General features: G+C 43.1%; 24 protein-coding genes and 1 pseudogene. 16 read left to right on the forward strand and 9 right to left on the reverse strand.

The genetic code is table 11. The features are described from left to right. Positions 1-217: 217 nt before the first annotated feature. Together IW644_RS12995 and IW644_RS13000 are read right to left on the reverse strand one after the other, a co-directional pair. Positions 218-847 carry a flavin reductase family protein gene (locus IW644_RS12995; protein ID WP_269917952.1) on the reverse strand — a complete coding sequence of 210 codons (630 nt, stop codon included), beginning with the start codon at positions 845-847 and terminating at the stop codon, positions 218-220. After that, positions 840-1,031 carry a CPXCG motif-containing cysteine-rich protein gene (locus IW644_RS13000; protein ID WP_105932532.1) on the reverse strand — a complete coding sequence of 64 codons (192 nt, stop codon included), beginning with the start codon at positions 1,029-1,031 and terminating at the stop codon, positions 840-842. The genes IW644_RS12995 and IW644_RS13000 overlap by 8 nt, the downstream gene beginning before the upstream one ends. Before the next feature lie 190 nt (positions 1,032-1,221). Here IW644_RS13000 and IW644_RS13005 point away from each other — a divergent pair, with 190 nt between their 5' ends. From IW644_RS13005 to IW644_RS13015, 3 genes are all read left to right on the forward strand, one after another. Next, complete coding sequence (locus tag IW644_RS13005) at positions 1,222-1,509, forward strand: hypothetical protein (protein WP_269917953.1); 288 nt, start codon at positions 1,222-1,224, stop codon at positions 1,507-1,509. 118 nt (positions 1,510-1,627) lie between these two features. After that, the gene (locus IW644_RS13010) at positions 1,628-3,772 is read left to right on the forward strand and encodes an exonuclease domain-containing protein (protein WP_269917954.1); all 2,145 of its coding nucleotides are present in this window, start codon (positions 1,628-1,630) and stop codon (positions 3,770-3,772) included. A 99-nt stretch (positions 3,773-3,871) separates the two neighbouring features. After that, entirely contained in the window at positions 3,872-4,135 is a 264-nt protein-coding gene (locus tag IW644_RS13015) for a TIGR03643 family protein (RefSeq protein WP_179984972.1), read from the forward strand. Between the two features lie 55 nt (positions 4,136-4,190). Here the strand turns inward: IW644_RS13015 and IW644_RS13020 are convergent, their stop codons facing one another. The 7 genes from IW644_RS13020 to cutA all read right to left on the reverse strand — a co-directional run bounded on the left by IW644_RS13020 (position 4,191) and on the right by cutA (position 11,059). Further along, positions 4,191-4,631, reverse strand: a complete 441-nt coding sequence (locus tag IW644_RS13020; RefSeq protein ID WP_269917955.1) for a hypothetical protein — start codon at positions 4,629-4,631, stop codon at positions 4,191-4,193. A gap of 299 nt (positions 4,632-4,930) precedes the next feature. Next, positions 4,931-5,875, reverse strand: a complete 945-nt coding sequence (locus IW644_RS13025) for a hypothetical protein (RefSeq protein ID WP_269917956.1) — start codon at positions 5,873-5,875, stop codon at positions 4,931-4,933. Positions 5,876-6,215: 340 nt separating this feature from the next. Beyond that, positions 6,216-7,559, reverse strand: coding sequence for an acetyl-CoA carboxylase biotin carboxylase subunit (gene accC / locus IW644_RS13030; RefSeq protein ID WP_269917957.1), 1,344 nt, complete (start codon positions 7,557-7,559; stop codon positions 6,216-6,218). Between the two features lie 14 nt (positions 7,560-7,573). Continuing rightward, on the reverse strand, positions 7,574-8,041 hold the full coding sequence (gene accB, locus IW644_RS13035; RefSeq protein WP_015068439.1) for an acetyl-CoA carboxylase biotin carboxyl carrier protein: 468 nt from the start codon (positions 8,039-8,041) through the stop codon (positions 7,574-7,576). Between the two features lie 14 nt (positions 8,042-8,055). After that, positions 8,056-8,496, reverse strand: a complete 441-nt coding sequence (gene aroQ / locus IW644_RS13040; protein ID WP_269917958.1) for a type II 3-dehydroquinate dehydratase — start codon at positions 8,494-8,496, stop codon at positions 8,056-8,058. A 298-nt stretch (positions 8,497-8,794) separates the two neighbouring features. Then, positions 8,795-10,696, reverse strand: coding sequence for a protein-disulfide reductase DsbD (locus IW644_RS13045; protein WP_442864440.1), 1,902 nt, complete (start codon positions 10,694-10,696; stop codon positions 8,795-8,797). Positions 10,697-10,744: 48 nt separating this feature from the next. Further along, entirely contained in the window at positions 10,745-11,059 is a 315-nt protein-coding gene (gene cutA / locus IW644_RS13050) for a divalent-cation tolerance protein CutA (RefSeq protein WP_269917959.1), read from the reverse strand. Between the two features lie 214 nt (positions 11,060-11,273). Between cutA and IW644_RS13055 the strand changes: the two genes are divergently transcribed. The 13 genes and pseudogenes from IW644_RS13055 to IW644_RS13115 all read left to right on the forward strand — a co-directional run. Next, positions 11,274-11,810 (forward strand): FxsA family protein, encoded by a 537-nt coding sequence (locus IW644_RS13055; RefSeq protein WP_269917960.1) that lies wholly within the window; start codon positions 11,274-11,276, stop codon positions 11,808-11,810. A 276-nt stretch (positions 11,811-12,086) separates the two neighbouring features. Beyond that, entirely contained in the window at positions 12,087-12,377 is a 291-nt protein-coding gene (locus tag IW644_RS13060) for a co-chaperone GroES (protein WP_012520088.1), read from the forward strand. Positions 12,378-12,417: 40 nt separating this feature from the next. Then, positions 12,418-14,061, forward strand: a complete 1,644-nt coding sequence (gene groL / locus IW644_RS13065) for a chaperonin GroEL (protein ID WP_269917961.1) — start codon at positions 12,418-12,420, stop codon at positions 14,059-14,061. A gap of 705 nt (positions 14,062-14,766) precedes the next feature. After that, positions 14,767-15,300: a hypothetical protein gene (locus IW644_RS13070; protein ID WP_269917962.1), complete on the forward strand. Its 534-nt coding sequence runs from the start codon at positions 14,767-14,769 to the stop codon at positions 15,298-15,300. A gap of 210 nt (positions 15,301-15,510) precedes the next feature. Further along, a complete protein-coding gene (locus IW644_RS13075; RefSeq protein ID WP_269917963.1) occupies positions 15,511-15,663 on the forward strand; it encodes a hypothetical protein in 153 nt (50 codons plus the stop codon). Next, on the forward strand, positions 15,660-16,427 hold the full coding sequence (locus IW644_RS13080) for an RHS repeat-associated core domain-containing protein (protein ID WP_269917975.1): 768 nt from the start codon (positions 15,660-15,662) through the stop codon (positions 16,425-16,427). Before IW644_RS13075 ends, IW644_RS13080 begins: the two co-directional genes overlap by 4 nt. Next, positions 16,427-17,287 carry a hypothetical protein gene (locus IW644_RS13085; protein ID WP_269917964.1) on the forward strand — a complete coding sequence of 287 codons (861 nt, stop codon included), beginning with the start codon at positions 16,427-16,429 and terminating at the stop codon, positions 17,285-17,287. The genes IW644_RS13080 and IW644_RS13085 overlap by 1 nt, the downstream gene beginning before the upstream one ends. A gap of 283 nt (positions 17,288-17,570) precedes the next feature. Next, positions 17,571-18,500: an RHS repeat-associated core domain-containing protein gene (locus tag IW644_RS13090; protein ID WP_269917965.1), complete on the forward strand. Its 930-nt coding sequence runs from the start codon at positions 17,571-17,573 to the stop codon at positions 18,498-18,500. 9 nt (positions 18,501-18,509) lie between these two features. Next, complete coding sequence (locus tag IW644_RS13095) at positions 18,510-18,929, forward strand: hypothetical protein (protein WP_269917966.1); 420 nt, start codon at positions 18,510-18,512, stop codon at positions 18,927-18,929. Positions 18,930-19,032: 103 nt separating this feature from the next. Next, positions 19,033-19,185, forward strand: a pseudogene (locus tag IW644_RS13100) (RHS repeat-associated core domain-containing protein); the annotation flags it as partial. Between the two features lie 57 nt (positions 19,186-19,242). After that, positions 19,243-19,818: a NucA/NucB deoxyribonuclease domain-containing protein gene (locus tag IW644_RS20010; protein ID WP_442864441.1), complete on the forward strand. Its 576-nt coding sequence runs from the start codon at positions 19,243-19,245 to the stop codon at positions 19,816-19,818. A 62-nt stretch (positions 19,819-19,880) separates the two neighbouring features. Continuing rightward, on the forward strand, positions 19,881-20,417 hold the full coding sequence (locus IW644_RS13110; RefSeq protein WP_269917967.1) for an SMI1/KNR4 family protein: 537 nt from the start codon (positions 19,881-19,883) through the stop codon (positions 20,415-20,417). A gap of 234 nt (positions 20,418-20,651) precedes the next feature. Beyond that, positions 20,652-20,966: RHS repeat-associated core domain-containing protein (locus tag IW644_RS13115; protein WP_269917968.1), on the forward strand; the 315-nt coding region annotated here is incomplete at its 3' end.

A 20,966-nucleotide genomic window follows, 5' to 3' on the forward strand; every position in this document is an offset into this window, starting at 1 on the left:
TCTCCTTAAGAGATAGAAACGATAATGATTCTTTTTTATTCAGTACCTTAAACGCAAAAACCTGCCCAAAGAGGCAGGTTTTGTGTAATGTTTAAATACTATCTCTTTTTGAAAAAAGATCGAACGAAATGTCTTATTTTCACTTGATCTAGATTAAATAAACTTCAGAGTAATAATACCCGATTGTAATTATAAGACCCATCTATCAGCTACAAGTTCATTTTTTAGCTAGGGGGACTCCGGGTTTGGCGTAGGCAAATTGTGCAACACGCGTAGTGCTATGATAGCTATCTAAACCAGAAATGCAGGCAGTGTTTGCTTTTTCTATATCGGCGTATCCGTCTGCATCAATAATGCTCTCTGGCATATAAAGCTCTTGGATTTCTCCAATAACCATTTCGGTTTCGTTAAGCAGTTTTAAATGTTGCGCCACCTTTAAGCCCATCTTGATTTCGCTTCCTTTAACAAACGGTGCACTAAATGACTCGCTAAACTGCGGCGTTAAACCCACTGCTTCAAATTCGCTCTCATCTGGAGCGTAGCGAGCAGACGTTTGGTGCGCTTTGTCTACCCAATCAGTCGACACGTGATTTAGCGTGTAAAAGCCCTGTTGCTTTATATTGCTAAGGGTATCTCGTACCACAGTGTGTGGGCGCATTATCATGCCTATAAGTGGCGGGTTAGCACCCACATGAACGATAGAGCTAACAATAGCTAAATTGTTGGTGTTTCCGTTTGTGGTACCCACTAACGTAGCCGACTTAAAGCCAGACAAGCTATTGACTAGATTAGCTCGGTATCGCTGTGCAAGCGCATCTATATCGCTGCGTGTAAACTGCTTAGTCATTTTCTCGTTCTGCCTCAATTTGAATGTCGTCACCATGCTGATAAGTGGTCAACTCTATGGGTTGGCAGCACACCTGACAGTCGAGTACTTGGACTTGACCCACATCGTTAACCTCATCTATCTCAACGTCGTTAGGCGCCATACAGTAAGGGCAGGAGAAGCCCATGGAACGTGTTAAGCTCATATTTTATTGCCTTGTTAATCACGAATAGTGTTTATTACGTAATGCTAAGACGAGTGGATTTTCTTTAGCAAAATACCCCGTTGTTTATGAAAAGAACGCGCTGAGGCAATCGCAATAGCCATTATTAAATGAAAGGCTTAATAATTAGCCCGAATAAACAGCAGCAAGGTGAATGAATAGAGGTGATGGTGTGGCAAATAAAGTAGGTAACTGCCCGTGTTGTAATAGAGAAACGCGCCTTACTTATCACCACCTTATCCCGAAAAAAATGCACCGACGCACCTATTTCAAAAAGCACTTTAGCAAAGCCGAACTGCAAGACGGTATCTATATTTGTAGGCAGTGCCATAGCGGCATACATCGCTTTTATGATGAGATGACATTGGCCAAGCACTATTTCAATTTACAACGTTTACTAGATGACGAACAGCTTTCAACGTTCTTTCAGTGGGTGTCTAAACAGAGAGTTCGTGTTTAATAAATGGCTTGGTCTAATACCGGCCAGTAGACTTTAAATACATTCGATATGGATTTAATTTGATTAACTTGGCTGTATAAATATACACTATTGGTGTTTTCATAGCCAAAGATACCTCATGCGAAAAGATTTACCGCCACGTTATTACCTCACACATTTTCACGAGTTCCTTAAGTTCTTTGAAGGTGCGAACAGCATGCTTTTGAGTGATGAGGCAGCTGATTTTGTCGAGCGCTTTAACGCATTAGACGATGACAAAAAATGCATTGTGGTGCGCGCTGCAAATCGCAAGTATGCGGTTATTGACAGAACCCAGTTTAACTACGGCGAAATAACCGAGCCGCAAGCACAAATAGATTGGCTCATTGATAGCGGGTGGTTTGGCGACCTTTCGAACGCATCGCTTAATGATATCGCCGGCGTTCTAACCAAAGATGCGTTGTTGGCGCTTCTTGCTGAATACGGCAGTACGCAGGGGCTGGCGTCTCTCACTAAGCCTAAACTCGTGACGTTACTTAATGAACATATCGGTGCTAGAGGCTGGCCAGAGAGCTTTTCGCTAAATAACTATTTGGTGTGTTTGTTTGATAATGCGCTTCGCTATTTGCTGTTTATCTATTTCGGTAATACCAAAAGCCGTCTGAATCAGTTTTCTATGCGCGATCTCGGTGTAATGAGAACCCGCTCCGATTCGGTAACCGATACTGCACGCTTTGAAAGTAAAAGTGATGCGCAAGCCGCTTGGTTTTACGCCAACCACTATAGCCAGCTAGCCTTTTATAACAATGATATGTTACTTGCCTTAGCGGAAAGTGATTTCCCTGCTACAGAAGGTGTGTCAGCCAGTTTCTATCGCGACCAGTTGCTTTATGCACTTGGGCTTAAAGTGTTGGCTTTTGATAGGGCCAAAGGGTTAGACATTTTAAAACTAGCGCAAAGCGATAAAGCAAAAGAAAAGTGGCTTAGAGAGAGCTATAAAGACGGTCAAGAAGATGACGTCAAACAAGCTCTTGAGGGCATTATTGATAACCCTCAATCTGATACGCTATTAGCGTTTGCCGAAGATTTTTATGCCCGTAAATACCATAAAAAGCGTACCAGTACCGTTACCGATATGCTGCGAAATGCAAGCAGGTCGTTAGATATTGATGTAAGCCAAAATCAGCAGGTAGAACGCGGCGTATTGGCCCATTATGCAAGGCAAGGCGTAGAAGGCTGGCGCACAGAAAACCGTTTGTGGCGAAGTTTATTCGGTCTTACTTTTTGGAAGCAACTTTACGAAGAAGATACGCTGGTTACTGAGTTCGATCGCAGGCCATTATCGCTTAAGCAAAATAACTTTTACGCCAAGTTTGAGCAAAGTATTGAAGCACTGCTGCTTGCCCTTGATAGCAAAGAGAAGCTGCGCTTTCACATTCATAAAATGGCCACAATGCACTATGGCAAAGTGAACAGCCTGTTTATGTGGTCAAGCCATTTGCTTACGCCTTTAGAGGCTCTGATTGAACACGGTTCGCTCGACAGTATCTATGCTTTACTTCGCATGATGTGTAAAGATTTTGAAAGCCTGCGAGATGGTTTCCCCGACATTATGGTGTTTGACGGCGCGCTTCGCTTTGAGGAAATTAAAGCGCCGGGCGATCAGCTTCGTCGAAACCAATTGGTTTCCATTCAGCGTTTGCAGCAAGCCGGTTTTGACGTTGCTGTGACGACAGTCAATTGGGTGCGGGACCCAGCCCAACCCTATGTGGTTGTGGATATTGAGACTACCGGTGGAAACAACAGTTATAACCGCATCACCGAAATAGGCATGGTTAAACTAGTCGGCGGCGAAGAGGTAGACAGATTTCAAACCTTATTGAATCCGCAGCGCAGAATCCCTAGCAATATAACCCGTCTTACCGGGATTTCGGATGACATGGTGGCAGACGCGCCGCTTTTTGCTGAAGTTGCAGAACAGGTGGCGCGCTTTACTGAAGACGCTGTGTTTGTTGCCCATAATGTTAACTTTGACTATGGCTTCATTAAACAAGAGTTTGCGCGACTAGAGCAGAATTTCAGGCGACCAAAAATGTGCACTGTTCGCGAAATGCGCCGTACTTATCCCGGGTTGCCTTCGTACTCCTTGGCTAACCTAACTAAGCACTTCCATATCGAAATGGAGCAGCACCACCGCGCGTTAAGTGATGCCAAGGCTGCTGCCGAGTTGTTAAAGCTAGCGTTTGAGAAAGATGATGAATTAACGAGTCTGTCAGCGAATTAATAACGTTGTTATTAAACTTTTTAGCATACGGGCACTGAACAAAATGCGCGTAAACTCAGTATTGAGTTGAGTTATAACGTGCATATTGAGATGTAAAACATGGCATTAACTGAAGAACAAGAATCACGAGTTATTGAAATGGCGTGGGAAGATCGCACGCCGTTTGAAGCAATTGAACGTTTATACGGGCTGCCGGAAAAAGACGTGATAAAGCTTATGCGTAAAAACCTTAAACAAAAAACCTTTAAAAACTGGCGTGAGCGCGTGTCGGGTAGAAAAACTAAACACGCGAGCTTGCGCCCAGAAGGAGTGGATAGAGGTTACTGCCCATCTCAGTATAAATACAAGAGTGCCAACAAATAGCGATTTATTTTTACTTTCGAGAACTTTGTGCTTTTTAAAAAATGTAATGCTGTGACTATTTCTTAGGTGCAGAGATAGTCGTAATGGGTAGAAGAAACGCGGTTAGCTCTTGGCGCAAGGGCGTTGGGAAGACAACCGTGTTTTCTGATTGCAGAATGCTCTTCGCATGGTGAACCTGACGTAAAAGGTTTTGGTAGGTTTCATCATTTTGCTGCAGTGCTTCAACCTTGCTCATCATAAGTTCTATAAACTCGGCGGTGGATAAATCGTCGTTCTGCCTTATTTCAAAAGCAAGTGCTTTAAGAACATAAGCCTCCCACTCTTTCCTGTAACTCTCTTTTAAGCGTTCAGGGTATATCGCCAAATCTGCAATATCTTGTGCTAAGTCTACAATATCAAGTGGAGCATCGAATAAGACCCGAAATGCAAGAAGCACTTCGTCAGAAAGTCGAGAAATGGGAAGCTTTTCTTTGAACTGAGCGTAGCGGCTTGGCACAAGAACACCTTTTTATTGCGGGTAAAACTTTTCGTTTTTTAGTAATGGACCTAATAATCCTAACTAAATTAACTCGCTTGATTTTAGTAAAACCAATAACTCGATGAAAGTGGGCTAGGTTAAAAATACGTAATCTATAATAATTGAACGTATTGGGAGACCAGCCCGTAACCTATTATGCACTGTTAAAGTGTGTACGCGTTCTTGCTGTTTGGCCCATCGTTTGATGGGCCTTTTTTATTTGGCTTAGCCGTTCTCGTGATATCAGTTGTGTTAAGGCGCTGAAGAGCGTCGGACACTCAACTCTCAAAGGAAAGCTTTACGCCGGCCAGTAACCGACTCACGCTATCTACAACATCCGCTCTAACAAACCATTCCACATCATGCTTTTCAGATAATACGCCGCTAAATTCCAGCGAGCCACCGTGACCTGTTCCCAAGAAGTCTTCAATTAGTTCAGCGCGTTCGCCAAAGACGCTGTTTATATAGGAATAGTATGCGAAATATTCTATAGGATATGACGTGTTGAACGCACTGGCTGCAAATTCGCCGCTAGTTCCCACAACGATTTTCGCGGCACTTTCATCAATACGCTGCACCAATTCAATAAACGCAGTATCTTCATCGTTTACTCGAAACCGATATTCTGCACGGGCAAATGTACCGCCGAGCATTTTTTCAAAACTGGCCTCATAACTGTGGCGTTGCCCCATTTTTGCTGAGTACTCTATTTCGAAATATCCATCTTCTCCGCCAATGTTAAAGGCCTCAGATGCTTCTGCGTTAGCAAGTTGGCCAACAACCAATTCAATGGCGGTGTCGTTTGCTAATTGTCTAACGTGACGTACCCCGGTTATCCAACCGTCTTTTGATAAGCCTGTGGAAGAAACACGCCCCTTGTAAGTTGGAATAATACCTAGCTCGGTTTTGCCGTAATCGTTTTCGTGCCTTAAATAAAGTCGCCTTGCATAGAGATAATCGGTGTTATCACTGCCCAACGTATTATGACTTGATGAGAAGTCATCGCCCGTAACAACAAAGCTGTTTAGCGACCATGCAGAATTTAGCGCCACCGATGGGTAATAGCGCAGTCGATATTGCTCTCTGCTAGGTCGATTAGAACGTTCATCGTATCGAACTTGAATGTCTAGCTTCTGTGAGAAGGAAGGCGATATTGGCTCTGCGAGAGCGTCAGTTCCAGTAACAATGATGAGTGGTAAAACAAGAAAAACCGGTTTTCGCACTTATTAAACCCTACGCGGCATGACTAATTAGTTTATACATTAAATCTAATTAATTGGCGCAAATAAATTGCAATGTAATGGGTAAAAGGCAAAAAAAAAGCCGGCAGGGATGCCGGCAATAAGTGGAGTGGGACTCCAATAAGGGTAAACACACAACAGTATTAAAACTCAGGGAGATGTCTTAAAACTTGTATGCAGTATAGAGCCAGTTTTTAAATAGGAAAATCGTTAAAAATTGATTGTGGTAATCGGAAAATTAGAATGTACTGAATAGCGAATAGCGAATAGCGAAGAAAGAAAATTGGGCTACACGAAAGACACTGTGTAGCCCAAAGGGGGATTAGGCTAAGCCTAGCTTCTTCTCTAGGTAGTGGATGTTGGTTCCACCCGCGAAGAAGTTTTCATCAGCCATAATGGAGCGCTGAAGAGGGATGTTCGTTTTAATTCCTTCAACCACAATCTCTTCAAGGGCATGGCGCATACGAGCAATCGCTTCGTCGCGGCTTTCACCATAGGTGATAAGCTTACCAATCATTGAATCGTAGAAAGGTGGCACGTGGTAGCCCGCGTAGATATGCGACTCCCAACGAATACCCAAACCGCCCGGCGCATGGAACATATCGATAGGACCAGGGCTAGGAATAAAGGTTTGTGGATCTTCTGCGTTAATTCGACATTCAATAGCGTGGCCACGTATTTGAATTTGCGACTGATCAATTGACAGTGGCTGACCTGCGGCAATGCGAAGTTGCTCTTTAATTAGGTCAACGCCAGTAATCATTTCAGATACTGGGTGCTCTACCTGAATACGGGTATTCATTTCAATGAAATAGAACTCGCCGTTTTCATATAGGAACTCGAACGTACCTGCGCCGCGATAACCAATTTCGATACAGGCTCTACGGCAGCGATCGCCAATTTTTGCACGCATTTGCTCAGAAATACCCGGCGCCGGGGCTTCTTCAACCACTTTTTGGTGGCGACGTTGCATTGAACAGTCACGCTCACCTAGGTGGATGGCGTTGCCTTGTCCATCGGCTAATACCTGAATTTCTACGTGACGCGGGTTTTCAAGGAATTTTTCCATGTAAACCGTTGCGTTACCAAAGGCTGCGCCAGCTTCCGCTTGCGTGGTCTCAATGGCTTTTACTAGTTCACTTTCGCTGCGAACTACGCGCATACCACGACCACCACCGCCGCCAGCGGCTTTAACAATGATTGGGTAACCAATGCGCTTTGCAATCGCTTTGTTGCGTTCAGCGTCGTCGGTTAGCGGGCCGTCTGAACCAGGTACACAAGGAACGCCCGCTTTTTTCATAGCGTTAATAGCAGAAACCTTGTCACCCATCAGGTTAATAGTTTCAGCTTTAGGACCAATGAAAATAAAGCCGCTCTTTTCTACCGCTTCAGCGAAGTCTGCGTTTTCCGCTAGGAAACCGTAGCCAGGGTGAATAGCGATTGAATTTGTGACCTCTGCCGCAGCGATAATGCGCGGTATATTAAGGTAGCTTTCGGTTGCCGATGCTTTACCAATACAAATTGATTCATCAGCTAGCAACACGTGCTTCAAGTTTTTATCCGCAGTCGAGTGCACAGCTACGGTTTTGATGCCCAGTTCTTTACAGGCTCTCAAAATACGTAGGGCAATCTCGCCTCGGTTAGCAATAAGTACTTTATCTAGCATAGGTAAGCACTCGCTTATTCAATGATGAACATTGGCTGGTCGAATTCTACAGGGTCTTGGTTTTCAACCAAGATTGCCTTAACCACACCTGCTTTGTCTGCTTCGATTTGGTTCATCATCTTCATCGCTTCAACGATACAAAGCGTATCGCCAACTTTTACTTGCTGACCAACTTCTGCAAATGGTTTTGCCGTTGGTGAAGATGCACGGTAGAACGTACCTACCATTGGAGACTTAACAACGTGACCGTCTGGCTGAGCTGGCTCTGCAGCAGGCGCTTCTGACGCTGTTGTTGCAGCGGCAGCTGGCGCAGGGGCCATTTGCGGTGCAGCAGGTGCTGCAAAGCTGTAGTTCATTGGCGCTTGAACACCTGTTGGACCACGGTGGATGCGTACAGACTCTTCGCCTTCAGTGATCTCTAGCTCGGCAATGCCAGATTCTTCCACTAGTTCGATGAGTTTTTTAATCTTTCTAATATCCATGTTCTGTCTCTGCTCTATTTTGGCGATTTCGGTAAATTGATTGCCGCAGTCAGCGCGAGCGAATAGCCCATGGCACCAAGGCCAACAATGACGCCAGCTGCAACATCAGAAAAATAAGAATGATGACGAAAAGGTTCACGGGCGTGAACGTTCGACAAATGCACTTCAATAAACGGGATATTGACACTTAACAATGCATCGCGAAGGGCGACACTAGTGTGCGTGAAAGCAGCAGGATTAATGATAATGGCATCAACATTACCCATCGCAGCGTGTACGCGTTCAATTAGCTCAAACTCGGCGTTCGACTGAAAATGCGTTAGGTTCACGTTGCTCGACGCAGCCTGCGCCTGCAAATCATCTACGATGTCTTGCAAGGTTTGCGTGCCGTATTTGTCGGGTTCTCTTTTGCCTAACATATTTAGGTTAGGACCGTTTAATAACAAAATATTCATCTAGTTTGCTGCTATCTTCGGGAAAATGTCACTGTTATTGCCATTTCAACAAACTTTTGTGACAGTTGCACGAAAAAAAGCCAATTTATTTGCTCGTTTATTGTGTTAACTGATGATTATAGTGATAGATAAAGATTTAGCAGCAAAATACTGGTCTAATCAGGTGTTTTCGGTGCAAAGTTTACTGAGTGGTTTGCTCGGTTGGTGTGTGTAAAACCGCAGCATGCTGCGCTCTCAGAAGGCGGTGCCTCGCACCGCTCGTCATATTAGAAGAGGAAAGGTCTCGAATCGAAGCGCCTTAGTCCAAGCGACCACTTTGAGCATCATTAACCTCAGATCCATTGTTTAGCCACTGGTTAACATGACTGGCAAAGGCCTCTGCTTTCATAAACCCAGTCACACGCGCTTTGGTTAGCTCATCGCCGTTTGCGTCAAAGAACAAGATAGTGGGTAGACCCAGCACAGTGAAGGTGTCAAAAATCTCTTGGCGCTCTGGCGTATTATCGGTAAGGTCCATTTGCATCCATACCGTATTACTAAGCGCAGATACCACCTGCTCATCTGGGAATGTGTATTTTTCAAATTCCTTACAGGCAACGCACCAGTCGGCGTACAAGTCGACCATCACGGTTTTTCCCTGTGCGTTAGCCGCCGCTATTTTATTGCGCAGGTCTTCCAAGTCTCTAGCAACAACAAAGTCTGGGTGCCCTGCGTGAACACCATCAGCGTGTTCGCCCCAAAGCCCAGTATTTAGCCCTGCCTGATAAGTAAGGCCAGCACTTCCCATAATGCCTATTGCCACCACAACAGCACGTACAAGCTTCATCAGTGAGTTCTTACTTGCGCGGTTCAGTGCCCAGTAATAACCGAATAAACCAAAGCCTAACAAACCCCACAAGAAGCCAGTGGCAGGGCTATTGTATAAACGCTCTATAAACACAATGGCTACCGCAAGCATCATGAAGCCAAAGGTAACTTTAACCACATTCATCCAGTTACCCGCCTTAGGTAGCAGCTTACCGCCTGTCATCCCGAACAGAATAAGTGGAACGCCCATGCCTATACTAAGCAAGTAAAGGGAAATGAAGCCTAAGGTCATATCGCCAGTTTGGGCGATAAATAACAATATGCCGGTTAGCGGCGCAGTAGTGCAGGGCGATGCGATAAGACCTGACAAAACACCCATCACAAACACACCTGCAAAACTACCAGGGGTTTGGTTGTTACTCATGTGAGTGAGCTTTTCTTGATACTTCGCTGGCAGCTGAATTTCATAACCACCAAACAGGGCGATGGCTAGCGCCACAAATAGCACAATGAATACGCCCAACACCACAGGGTGTTGCAGCGCTGCCTGAAACTGAGCGCCGGCTACGGCGACCACCAATCCAAGTAGCGAGTAGGTAATCGCCATACCTTGAACGTAAACAAAGGTTAACCAGAATGAATGCGAGGCAGTTTTCGGTTTGCCTTGCCCAATTACAATGCCCGACACGATGGGGTACATAGGGAATACGCAAGGTGTAAAAGCTAAGCCAACGCCTAACGCAAAAAACAAGGCTAGAGTTAGAGCAAGGTTATCTTTATCGATAAGCTGTTGGGCTAAATCAAACTGCTCGCTTTGCGAAGAAGCCAATGTGTTGCTTGATACTGCATCCGCACCGGTATTGCCCGCTGTAACACTACCTACTTCGTTCAAGTACACGACTTTCCCCGTAGGTGGGTAGCAAAGCCCAGCGTCAGCGCAGCCCTGATAGCGAATTTTAACTACGCCGTCACTGAGTGCTGATTCGATAGGCAGAGTAATAGATACGCCGTTGTAAAATACTTCAGACTCGCCGAAAAACTCATCTTCGATCATTACGCCGGTTGGGTACACAGGCTCTCCGACTTCAGCTTCTTTAGTCACAAACTTGAATTGTTTTAGGTACAGATAATAGCCATCGGCAATATCGAAGCTTAAGGTAAGCACGTCGTCTTTTTGATTGAAATCGAACGCAAATGCTTGGTCTACATCCAAAAACTGAGGCTCATCCGCAAAAGGGTCGTCAAAGGCATTGGGCTCCTGTGCATAGGCGAACGTGCTTAATAGCGACATTAAACAAAACGCTGAAAGAACATAAGCTGTAAAGCGATGGAACAGCGAAGCTGATGTAGTGCCGGATGAAAAAGGAGGTAAAGTCATAAAGTTACGGTTCATTATATCCATTTTGCGTTGTCGTTATTTTTATTGGAAAAACGTTTTTAACTAGCGCTTTAGCGTGGTTTGCAACCACTGACCGTAGGCGCTGCTAGCCTCGGCGTTAAGTTCTAACCATTCGGGGACATCGTACGGATGTAGTTCACTTACTCTATCGAAGGCCTGTAAAACGTGTTGTGTGTTCGTTTTAATAAGCAGTTGGCATTCTGCGTCGGTTTCTACCTTCCCCTGCCACTCATAAACGGACTCTATACCCTTGATTATGTTGACGCAGGCGGCAAGCTTTTCTTCAACAAGCGTGCTGGCAATTAACTGCGCTGTCTTTTCATCGGGCGTGGTGCACAATACAAGCTTAATTGTCATGAACTTTTCCTACTTTATTTCGCGCCTGTTACTTTGCTAATGGGTCGATATGTAATTGACCTGAAAAGTCGCACTATTCTTTCATAGCTACAGTATATCACGGTCGTTATCGGTCGCTTTAAGTGGCTATTTAAGCGAAAGGGTGGGCACCTTTTCTTGTTATTACGTACAAAGACCTTATAACAGGTTATGAATACATGAAAGAGGAAGCATTTTGCGGGTTTTATTTATACTGTTTGCCCTATTACCTATTTTAGAAATTGCGTTGCTTATTAATGTAGGCAGCGTAATTGGTGGCTGGAATACCGTTGGCTTGGTAATTCTTTCTGCCTTTATTGGTGCTTATTTTGTTAAGCGAGAAGGCGTGAGTACGCTGCAGACGGCACAAGAGAAAATGCAGCGAAATGAAGTGCCAGGAAAAGAGCTGGTTGAAGGATTAATGCTAGTGGTTGCGGGCATTTTACTTGTTACGCCAGGCTTTATTACTGACATCTTCGGCTTCCTTTTAGCAATGCCGGGCTCTCGTCATTTCTTTGCTGCACAGGTGAGTAAGCATATGAAAATGCGCGTTGTTGCTCCGGGCATGGGGCCTGGTATGGGTCCGGGAGCTTCAGGTTTCGGGCAAGGTCAGTCGCCGTTTGGGCAAAGCCCTTTCAACGAGCGTTCACGCTCACACAACAACGATGGTGATGTATTTGAAGGTGAGTACTCGGATCGCACCACCAATGACCCAGATAAGCGCTTGAAGTAACTAGTTTCAACACGCCCTCCCTCAGGTTATGAACGCCGTTTACCGCGATAAACGGCGTTTACTTGCCCAATAAAAAGAAGTATTTAGAGAAAAAACCAAATTTTTTACATTTTTTTGCTTAAAAACCCTTGAAGTTATCAGGGTACTACCCCATCTATCCGTGCAGAAACGATTTTCACTGCTCAGCAATGAGCAACCCAGGCACACAACATTCAGACAATCTGAATGTTGGTAATCACATAAACTTGAATAGTGGAATTTTCAGGAGACTTGAAAATGGCAATTCGTCCTTTACACGACCGCGTAATCCTTAAGCGCGCAGAGCAAGAAAGCAAATCTGCAGGCGGTATCGTTCTGACTGGTTCTGCAGCAGAAAAATCTACACGCGGCGAAGTAATCGCAGTAGGTAACGGTCGCATTCTTGAGAACGGCGAAGTTAAAGCGCTAGACGTTAAAGTTGGCGACACCGTTATTTTCAACGACGGTTACGGCGTTAAAACAGAAAAGCTGGATGGTGAAGAAGTACTAATCCTAAGCGAAAGCGACATTCTAGCGATTGTTGAGTAATTACAACTAACGTTAAAACGAATTTTAGAGGAATTTAATCATGGCAGCTAAAGAAGTACGTTTTGGTGATGACGCTCGCAGCAAAATGCTAAAAGGCGTAAACACACTAGCTAACGCAGTTAAAGTAACACTAGGTCCAAAAGGCCGTAACGTTGTTCTAGACAAGTCTTTCGGTGCACCTACTATCACTAAAGATGGTGTATCTGTAGCGAAAGAAATCGAGCTTGAAGACAAGTTCGAGAACATGGGCGCGCAGATGGTAAAAGAAGTTGCGTCTAAAGCGAACGACGAAGCAGGTGACGGTACTACTACTGCTACTGTACTTGCTCAAGCAATCGTATCTGAAGGCCTTAAGAGTGTTGCAGCGGGTATGAACCCAATGGACCTTAAGCGCGGTATCGACAAAGCGGTTGTTTCAGCAGTTGAAGAGCTTAAAGCCCTTTCTACTGACTGTGCAGACAGCAAGTCTATCGCACAAGTAGGTACTATCTCTGCAAACTCTGATGCAGAAGTTGGTGACATCATTGCTCAAGCAATGGAAAAAGTAGGTAAAGAAGGTGTAATCACTGTAGAAGAAGGTCAAGCACTTCAAAACGAACTAGACGTTGTTGAAGGTATGCAGTTTGACCGCGGTTACCTATCTCCATACTTCATCAACAACCAAGAAAACGGTACTGTTGAACTAGACAACCCGTTCATTCTATTGGTTGATAAGAAGATTTCTAACATCCGCGAACTACTTCCTACCCTTGAAGGCGTAGCGAAAGCTGGTAAGCCGCTTATGATCATCGCTGAAGATGTTGAAGGCGAAGCGCTTGCTACTCTAGTAGTAAACAACATGCGCGGTATCGTTAAAGTTGCAGCGGTTAAAGCACCTGGTTTTGGTGACCGTCGTAAAGCAATGCTTCAAGATATCGCTATCCTAACTGGCGGTACTGTAATCTCTGAAGAGATTGGTCTAGACCTTGAAAAAGTACAGCTTGAAGACCTAGGTACTGCTAAGCGTGTAGTTATCAACAAAGACAACACAACAGTTGTTGACGGTAACGGCGACGAAGAAGCGATTGAAGGCCGTTGTGCTCAAATCAAAGGTCAAATTGAAGAGTCTACTTCTGACTACGACAAAGAGAAGCTTCAAGAGCGTCTAGCTAAGCTTTCTGGCGGTGTTGCAGTAATTAAAGTTGGTGCAGCGACTGAAGTTGAAATGAAAGAGAAGAAAGATCGCGTAGAAGATGCACTACACGCAACGCGCGCAGCGGTTGAAGAAGGCGTAGTACCTGGTGGTGGTGTAGCACTAGTTCGCGCAGCAGCTAAACTTGCTGAGCTAACGGGCGACAACGACGACCAAACTGTAGGTGTTAAGCTTGCACTACGTGCAATGGAAGCGCCTCTACGTCAAATCTCTATCAACTCAGGTGCAGAAGCATCAGTAGTTGTTAACGAAGTGAAGAACGGCGACGGTAACTACGGTTACAACGCAGGAAACGACACTTACGGCGACATGCTAGAGATGGGTATTCTTGACCCAACTAAAGTAACGCGCTCTGCACTACAGTTCGCATCTTCAATTGCTTCACTAATGATCACTACTGAAGCAATGGTAGCTGAACTACCTAAAGAAGAAGCAGCAGCTCCTGCAATGCCTGACATGGGCGGCATGGGCGGTATGGGCGGCATGATGTAATCACCCCTCCCGCTTTCCAGGTCCTTATAAATCAAGGGCTTACAAGCCTTCCGAAACTAACTGTGGTACGTTCTGTATCACAGTTAGTTTCACAATATTTCCTTAATCTCCTTTCACATTATTTTATCAGCTTCTCAATAGCTACCCTTAAATTTCCCTCTGTAAAATAAGCTCTTTAAGTGTCTCTACGATCTTGTAATGGGTCGGGTATGCCTATGGTCTGGTCACTCACAAAGTCTCATCGAAAGAGTGGTGCTAGTTCAGATAGTAGATAGTTTGGAAAAGAAGCATTTGGAGCAATAGATGAGTTGGTTATAAATCATGCTATTTCTTCGGTAGATATGATGTTGGCGGACTTGGCCAAAGGTGAAATTGGGGCAGGGAAAGGCTCAATGGGTTCTAAAGCACATAAACACTTGAAAGATACCATCGATACTTTAAATAAGAATTCAGTATTCAGAAATTTGAATTTGAGAGTTGAAGGATAGATATTTAGGATTCCGAATAAAGATATTGATTTTCAAAACCAGAGGAAAAAAGGCTCGCTTGGATTGGACGTAGTAATATATCGAGGAAGTACTAAGGTTTTGGCTTTTGATCTGAAAACTGGAAGGGGTTGGAGCAAGAATAGCGTTAATAAAAGACGCTCTCGATTTGGCGGAATTGACGTTGTTGAAATCTTTGTAAATAAAAAATGAGAATTGAATGGCTAAAGTATCGGAAGTTAAAAAAATTGCAAAGGATAAATTTAAGCCAACTATTGAAGAATATGGGTTCAAATTTTTCGGCAATGGTCTTACAGCTTACAGAAAGAAAAACGACATTTATCAATTTATAACGCTAAATGTATGGAATGCGGGCAACCGATTAAGGTCAAGTATCGGCTGTTGGGTTCCAGAAATGCAACCTGACTATGATATGAATCAGTTTCCCAAATCACTTCTTCCTAGCTGCAGTGGAGGTGGGTTAACCGATGAAGGCGTTTCACACGGTACTCCTGTAAGTGATAGCCAGGACATAAGTAAAGTTGAGTTAGTTGAAGAAGCCTTAGAGCAGCAGTTAAAACTTATCGAATCATTTGCCTTACCGTTTTTTGAAGAGATAAGTAGTAGGGAGCTATTAGCAAAGTATGATGAAAAATGGTTCAAGGATAGCTTCGAATCTATGTTGGAGCATGAGGGGTCAAAACATTTTAACACTTATGAAGAGTTTCAAAGTGCAATTTTAGGGCGAACTTAAACTTTGACGTAGCAGAGTTTTAACACGTCGGTTTGGCTATACCTTACTTGGTCCACACCTTTATCACGTTTTGGTCCAAAGCAGGTTCTTGGTTGGTCCAAAAGGGTGGGATTTTCCATATGGATAATCCCTGTTTTTGGACCACTGTGGGCTAATCGTCTTTGACACGATGATTATTGCCTTGTAGACAGTAACCGGGCGTATCAGCAGGTGATTGCAGGGTTAGCCGATGACGGCAGTGTTAATAAGGCTTTCACCTTTGGTAACGACCTCATCAGTCAAACCGACCTAAGTACAAGCGATACAAGCTACTTCCACTATGATGGGCAGAGGAATACGAGAAACCTGACACAAGCGGACTGAGTGATAGCTACACCTTTGATGCCTTTGGTACATTGCTCAATACGGATGGTATAACAGATAATGACTATTTGTACTCGGGCGAACAGTTTGATGCACAGCTGGATAATTACTACCTAAGAGCGAGATATTACGACCAGAATGTGGGTCGGTTTACGCAGATGGATGAGTGGATGGGCAAAGCTTGTACGCCTATTACATTAAACAAATATGTGTATGCTAATGCTGATCCAATTCAGTACACAGACCCAACAGGATTTTATAGCATGGCTGATCTCCAAGCATCTATGAATGTCCGTCAGGTTTTGAGTACAAATTCAAGAGGGGTGCAAACTGTAGGCTTTAGCTATACCAAAATCAAAGGTAAAAAGAGTGTAACTAAAGCTATTACCTGTCAGGTTGGTGTAGCCTATGTTAAGCGAGAATACTCAAGAGATAGAGTTCACGGCCATCACCCAATAAATAAGAATTTAGGTGGTGCAGATAACCAGTCTCTCATTTATTTACCAGCAAACACTCACCGCATGTTCCATTTTGTTTTACATCATTTATTGCTAGACGAACCCGCATTTAGGAATATGGGCAATTGGACAAAGAAACAAAATTGGAACGTTATTAGTCAATCACCAGCAGGTCGAAAAGCACTTTACAAAGCAATTCTAAAAGCCTCGGGAATGGTTGATAGTTACTGCGGATTGAAAAGAAAACCAACTAGTTTGACAAATTTCGTTAAGAAAAATAGAAAACACTTTGTAGGTAATTATTAATGAGTGAAGGAAATATCTATTTAGCTCAATGTATTGAAGAAGATGATGTTTTTAAACTGAAGCTAAAAAAGCCATTTGAATGCACTGTTGAAGGGAAAACTATTGAAGAGGCAAAGGTCGAATTAGCGCTTGAGATAGCATATAGGATTGGTGATGGGGAAGCTTTAATTGAAGTGTTCCCTCCACTTCAAAGCAAAAGCGAAGTTGGATTAACATGCTTAGTCGCTGCATCATACAATGATAGTGTCAATGCTCTAAATAGCGCATATTTGTTTGATGATGGTGTTTGTGAAAAGTGTGGATTTGGAAAAGGGAAAAGGAACTCAGAGGTTTTGCTTGAAGTTGATCAAAAGCCTTTGGGGTTGGTTTGCGGTGTAGTCAAGACCTACCCCAATATTATGATTTATTCAGAAGGTTTTGTTGAACAGCTTAAACCTTCAGAACTCAAAACAATGGCTTTAATACCGGTATTGTATAACGGCAATGAGTGCGGGTACTTTGAGGCAATTCCGCAAAAAGTTATACCACAAATAGGCCATATTGGAGCTTCTTATCCTGAAGCTTTTCAGCAAAGCTGGAAATGCGGTAAATGTGATAGGAAGAAATTTGTTGTGGACAGCAAAGAGTTTGATTTTGGTACTATTTTCATAGGATCAGATTCTCTGAATTCGACAATACCTTCGATTATATTTATTGATGAAGGCTTTTCGGTTTGCATGGCTTTTACAGTCGAGCGCTGGAAGGAATTTGTAAATGGCGGAAAAAAAAGGGGCGTTACATCTAACTCAGTTATAGTCGTGTTTCCGGACTTTCAAGAGATCCCTGAACTTTCAGAACCTGACATTTTTGAATGGATCTGAAACTGAGTTTATTCAATTAGTTTATTGGGCTGCCTTTATATATTGATGCAAGTGACCACAAAGGAGCCTAATGGTCACATGAATAAATACGCTAAGCTTGGTCCAAACCGTTGTCCTTTTCTGGTCCACACGTTTATCACCTTGTGGTCCAAAGCAGGTTCCGCGTTGGTCCAGAATGGTGGGATTTTCCAGTTGGATAATCCCTGTTTTTGGACCACTGTGGGCTAATCGTCTTTGACACGATGATTATTGCCTTGTAGACAGTAACCGGGCGTATCAGCAGGTGATTGCGGAGTTAGCCGACGACAACAGCGTAGCCAACGCTTATACCTTTGGTAACGACCTCATCAGTCAAACCGACCTAAGCACAAGCAATACGAGCTACTTCCACTATGATGGGCAAGGGAATACGCGAAACCTGTCAGACACAAATGGGTTGAGTGATAGCTACATCTTTGATGCCTTTGGTACATTGCTCAACACCAGTGGCAGCACAGACAATGACTATTTGTACTCGGGTGAGCAGTTTGATGCGGAATTAGATAACTATTACCTAAGAGCGAGATACTACGACCAAAGTGTGGGTCGGTTTACACAGATGGATACTTGGATGGGGCGTCCAAAAAGCCCGATTACACTTAATAAATATATTTATGCTGATGCTGAGCCATTAAACAAAGTCGACCCAGCAGGGAATTTCAGTATAGCGTCGACAATGAGAACAGTTGATATAGCGGCTACATTAGCAACTCGAGCAAATGCCGCAGTTGAAGTTTTTAGTTTAGCTACAGATAGCGGTGATAAGGTTACACCTTTAGAAATTGGGTCTGGAATCTTGTTGGGAATGCTACCTGCAGCATCTGCATTAAAAGTGATGCGGCTTTCGAATAAACGCAAGCAAGTTCATGGAAATAGTAAAAATAGTAATAAACGCCAACACCTATATAGAATTGACGATGTAAGAGATTTTGATATCTACAAATATGGTATTAGTGGTGGTGTGTTAAAGAAAAATGGTTCGTCAAAAAGAGCAAATTCTCAAGCCAATAAACTCAATAATAAGGTTAAGGCTAAAAGATATCTCCCAGTTGTGATGTTTAATAACCTACCAAATAGATTGGCCGCATTAGCTGCTGAGAAAGCTCTAGTTTGTGCATACAACAAAGCTAATGGTCGAAACCCTGAAGGCAATAAACGTCCAACTTGTAATTAAGGTAATACTGTGAACAAGTACTTACGTGAAATTGAAATACATTTGTCTAATCATTTTGGTAGGGAGGCTGCATTCCAATTTGCTATGGATGCAAAAGAATTGTCTGACTATATATATAAAACTTTCAAAACAAATGTAACTGGCAACTTTGGGAAAATTATAATTAAGCTTTGCTCAAAAGAAGTTTTGGAAAAATGGAGCTCACCAAAATACATAGATGATGAGATGAGCGGAGTCTTAATAGTCGAAATCCCCTTTGAATATGATAATTATGCATCTGCTTCCAATGAAAATAAAAAAGCTATAGTTTCAAGAATTATGCAGGAGGAAGTTGCTGGTCTGCCTGAGAACAGCAGTATTGATTTAGAAAAAGCCCTTGAATATCTGAAAAATGCACTGACTGAGACTGGCTATAAATTAAAAAACTAGTTGGCTTTTCAAACAGTGGCCTCCCACCATAGTCAATGGAGCGTTATCGATAGCAGAGGATAAATTGGTAGACTTTGAGCAGGTGTACTAGGGCGAACAGTTTGATGCAGAGCTGGATAATTACTACCTCAGAGCCAGATATTACAACCAGAATGTGGGTCGGTTTACGCAGATGGATACGTATCAGGGAAGAATGGTCGAGCCGCTTACCCTGCATAAGTACATGTATACTCATGCTGATCCGATTAATAATATTGATCCAAGCGGTAATATTTCATTAGCTGGTTTTGCCGTAAGTACAAATATTAATAAGATTCTTGCTGCCACTGTTGTTACTACTATTGGCGCGAGCTTGTATGATTCTATAGCGCTTGATAATGACCCGCTTCGAATACCGGCATTTAAAGAAAGGACTTATGCCGATGTTCAGTTAGGTAAATATCAAGTTCGTAGATGTGCGAGAGCAGGTGGTAAAAACTGTAAGTCTAATATTCCTTTACTTATTTACGGGAATAATTATGGTGAGGCATCAAAACACATGTTTGATGCGCAAATGGCTGGTATGACCCCGTTATTAAATAGAGTAAGCAGACAACGGTGGTCATATAGTACTAAACCAGAATGTAGAGGTCGCACAGGGGGAATATCTGGTAACGATTGTGACGAGTATCCATTTGCTTCTACCCGAGAAGGCGGGCCAGTTAATTATGCTGCTGGCAAAGTTTCTTTACGTCCAGTTTTTAGTGGTCATAATCAAGCCGCAGGTAGGAAATTGGGAGGGTTTTATAGCCACTGTAGAGTGAAAAAAGGTGACCCTATTAAAGGTGTGTTTGGTGTTGCAGTTAATATGTCTTCTCCAAAAACGGTAATGATATGTCCAAAAGAATGAAGTTAGTTAATCTTACATTTATAACTTATTGTTTTTTAATAATTGGGTGTACTGAGATTAATATGAATAAAAATAATGAGAAATTAGTAGTAACTTTTACTGATTACTCAAATGAACTTACAAGTATCATAGGCAGTAAATCGTGTCTCAATGATGGGGCTTCAAAAGAAGATATTGGTTTTCTTACAGAAGCTCTCGATATTGAAAGTGATTCACAAATAATAGATCTTTACTCAATTGCTAATGGGCAAGTAGAGTCTGATCAATGCTTACCTTATTTAATAGATGGCTATTATTTACTAAGTATTAATAGAGCAATTGAAGAGTATCGTATGCTGCTAGAAGTTGCTTCAAATGAACCAGATATTCCTGAATGGCATAAAATGCATTTACCATTTGCATCTGACTATGCTGGAAACTATTTAGTTATCGATTTAACAACCACCAAAGAGGTAAATGACTTTACCGTTTTTGGATATGAAGTAGAGGATGACAATAGAGCCTTAGGTAAAAGCTTGTCGGAGTTTTTTAAGAGTCAGACCCTTATTTTGCGAAACGGGAATTACTATTTAGAAGATAATATGTTGTTTGCGAAATAGAGGTTTTTTAAACTATTTTGATGGCTAGACAGGTTCTTTGAATATTGCGTGGTCCAATCCGTTGTCACTTTCTGGTCCACACGTTTATCACGTTCTAGTCCAAAATAGGTTCCGCGTTGGTCCAAAAGGGCGGGATTTTCCAAGTGGATAATCCCTGATTCTGGACCACGGTGGGCTAATTGTGTGTGACACGATGATTATTGCCTTGTAGACAGTAACCGGGCGTATCAGTAGGTGATAGCGGAGCTAGCTGACGACAACAGTGTAGCCAAGGCTTATACCTTTGGTAACGACCTCATCAGTCAAACCGACCTAAGCACAAGCAATACCAGTTACTTCCACTATGATGGGCAAGGGAATACGCGAAACCTGTCAGACACAAATGGGTTGAGTGATAGTTACACCTTTGATGCCTTTGGTACATTGCTCAATACGGATGGTATAACAGATAATGACTATTTGTACTCGGGCGAACAGTTTGATGCACAGCTGGATAATTACTACCTAAGAGCGAGATATTACGACCAGAATGTGGGTCGGTTTACGCAG

The organism is Alteromonas sp. PRIM-21 (assembly GCF_027563165.1).
Classification (GTDB): domain Bacteria; phylum Pseudomonadota; class Gammaproteobacteria; order Enterobacterales; family Alteromonadaceae; genus Alteromonas; species Alteromonas macleodii_A.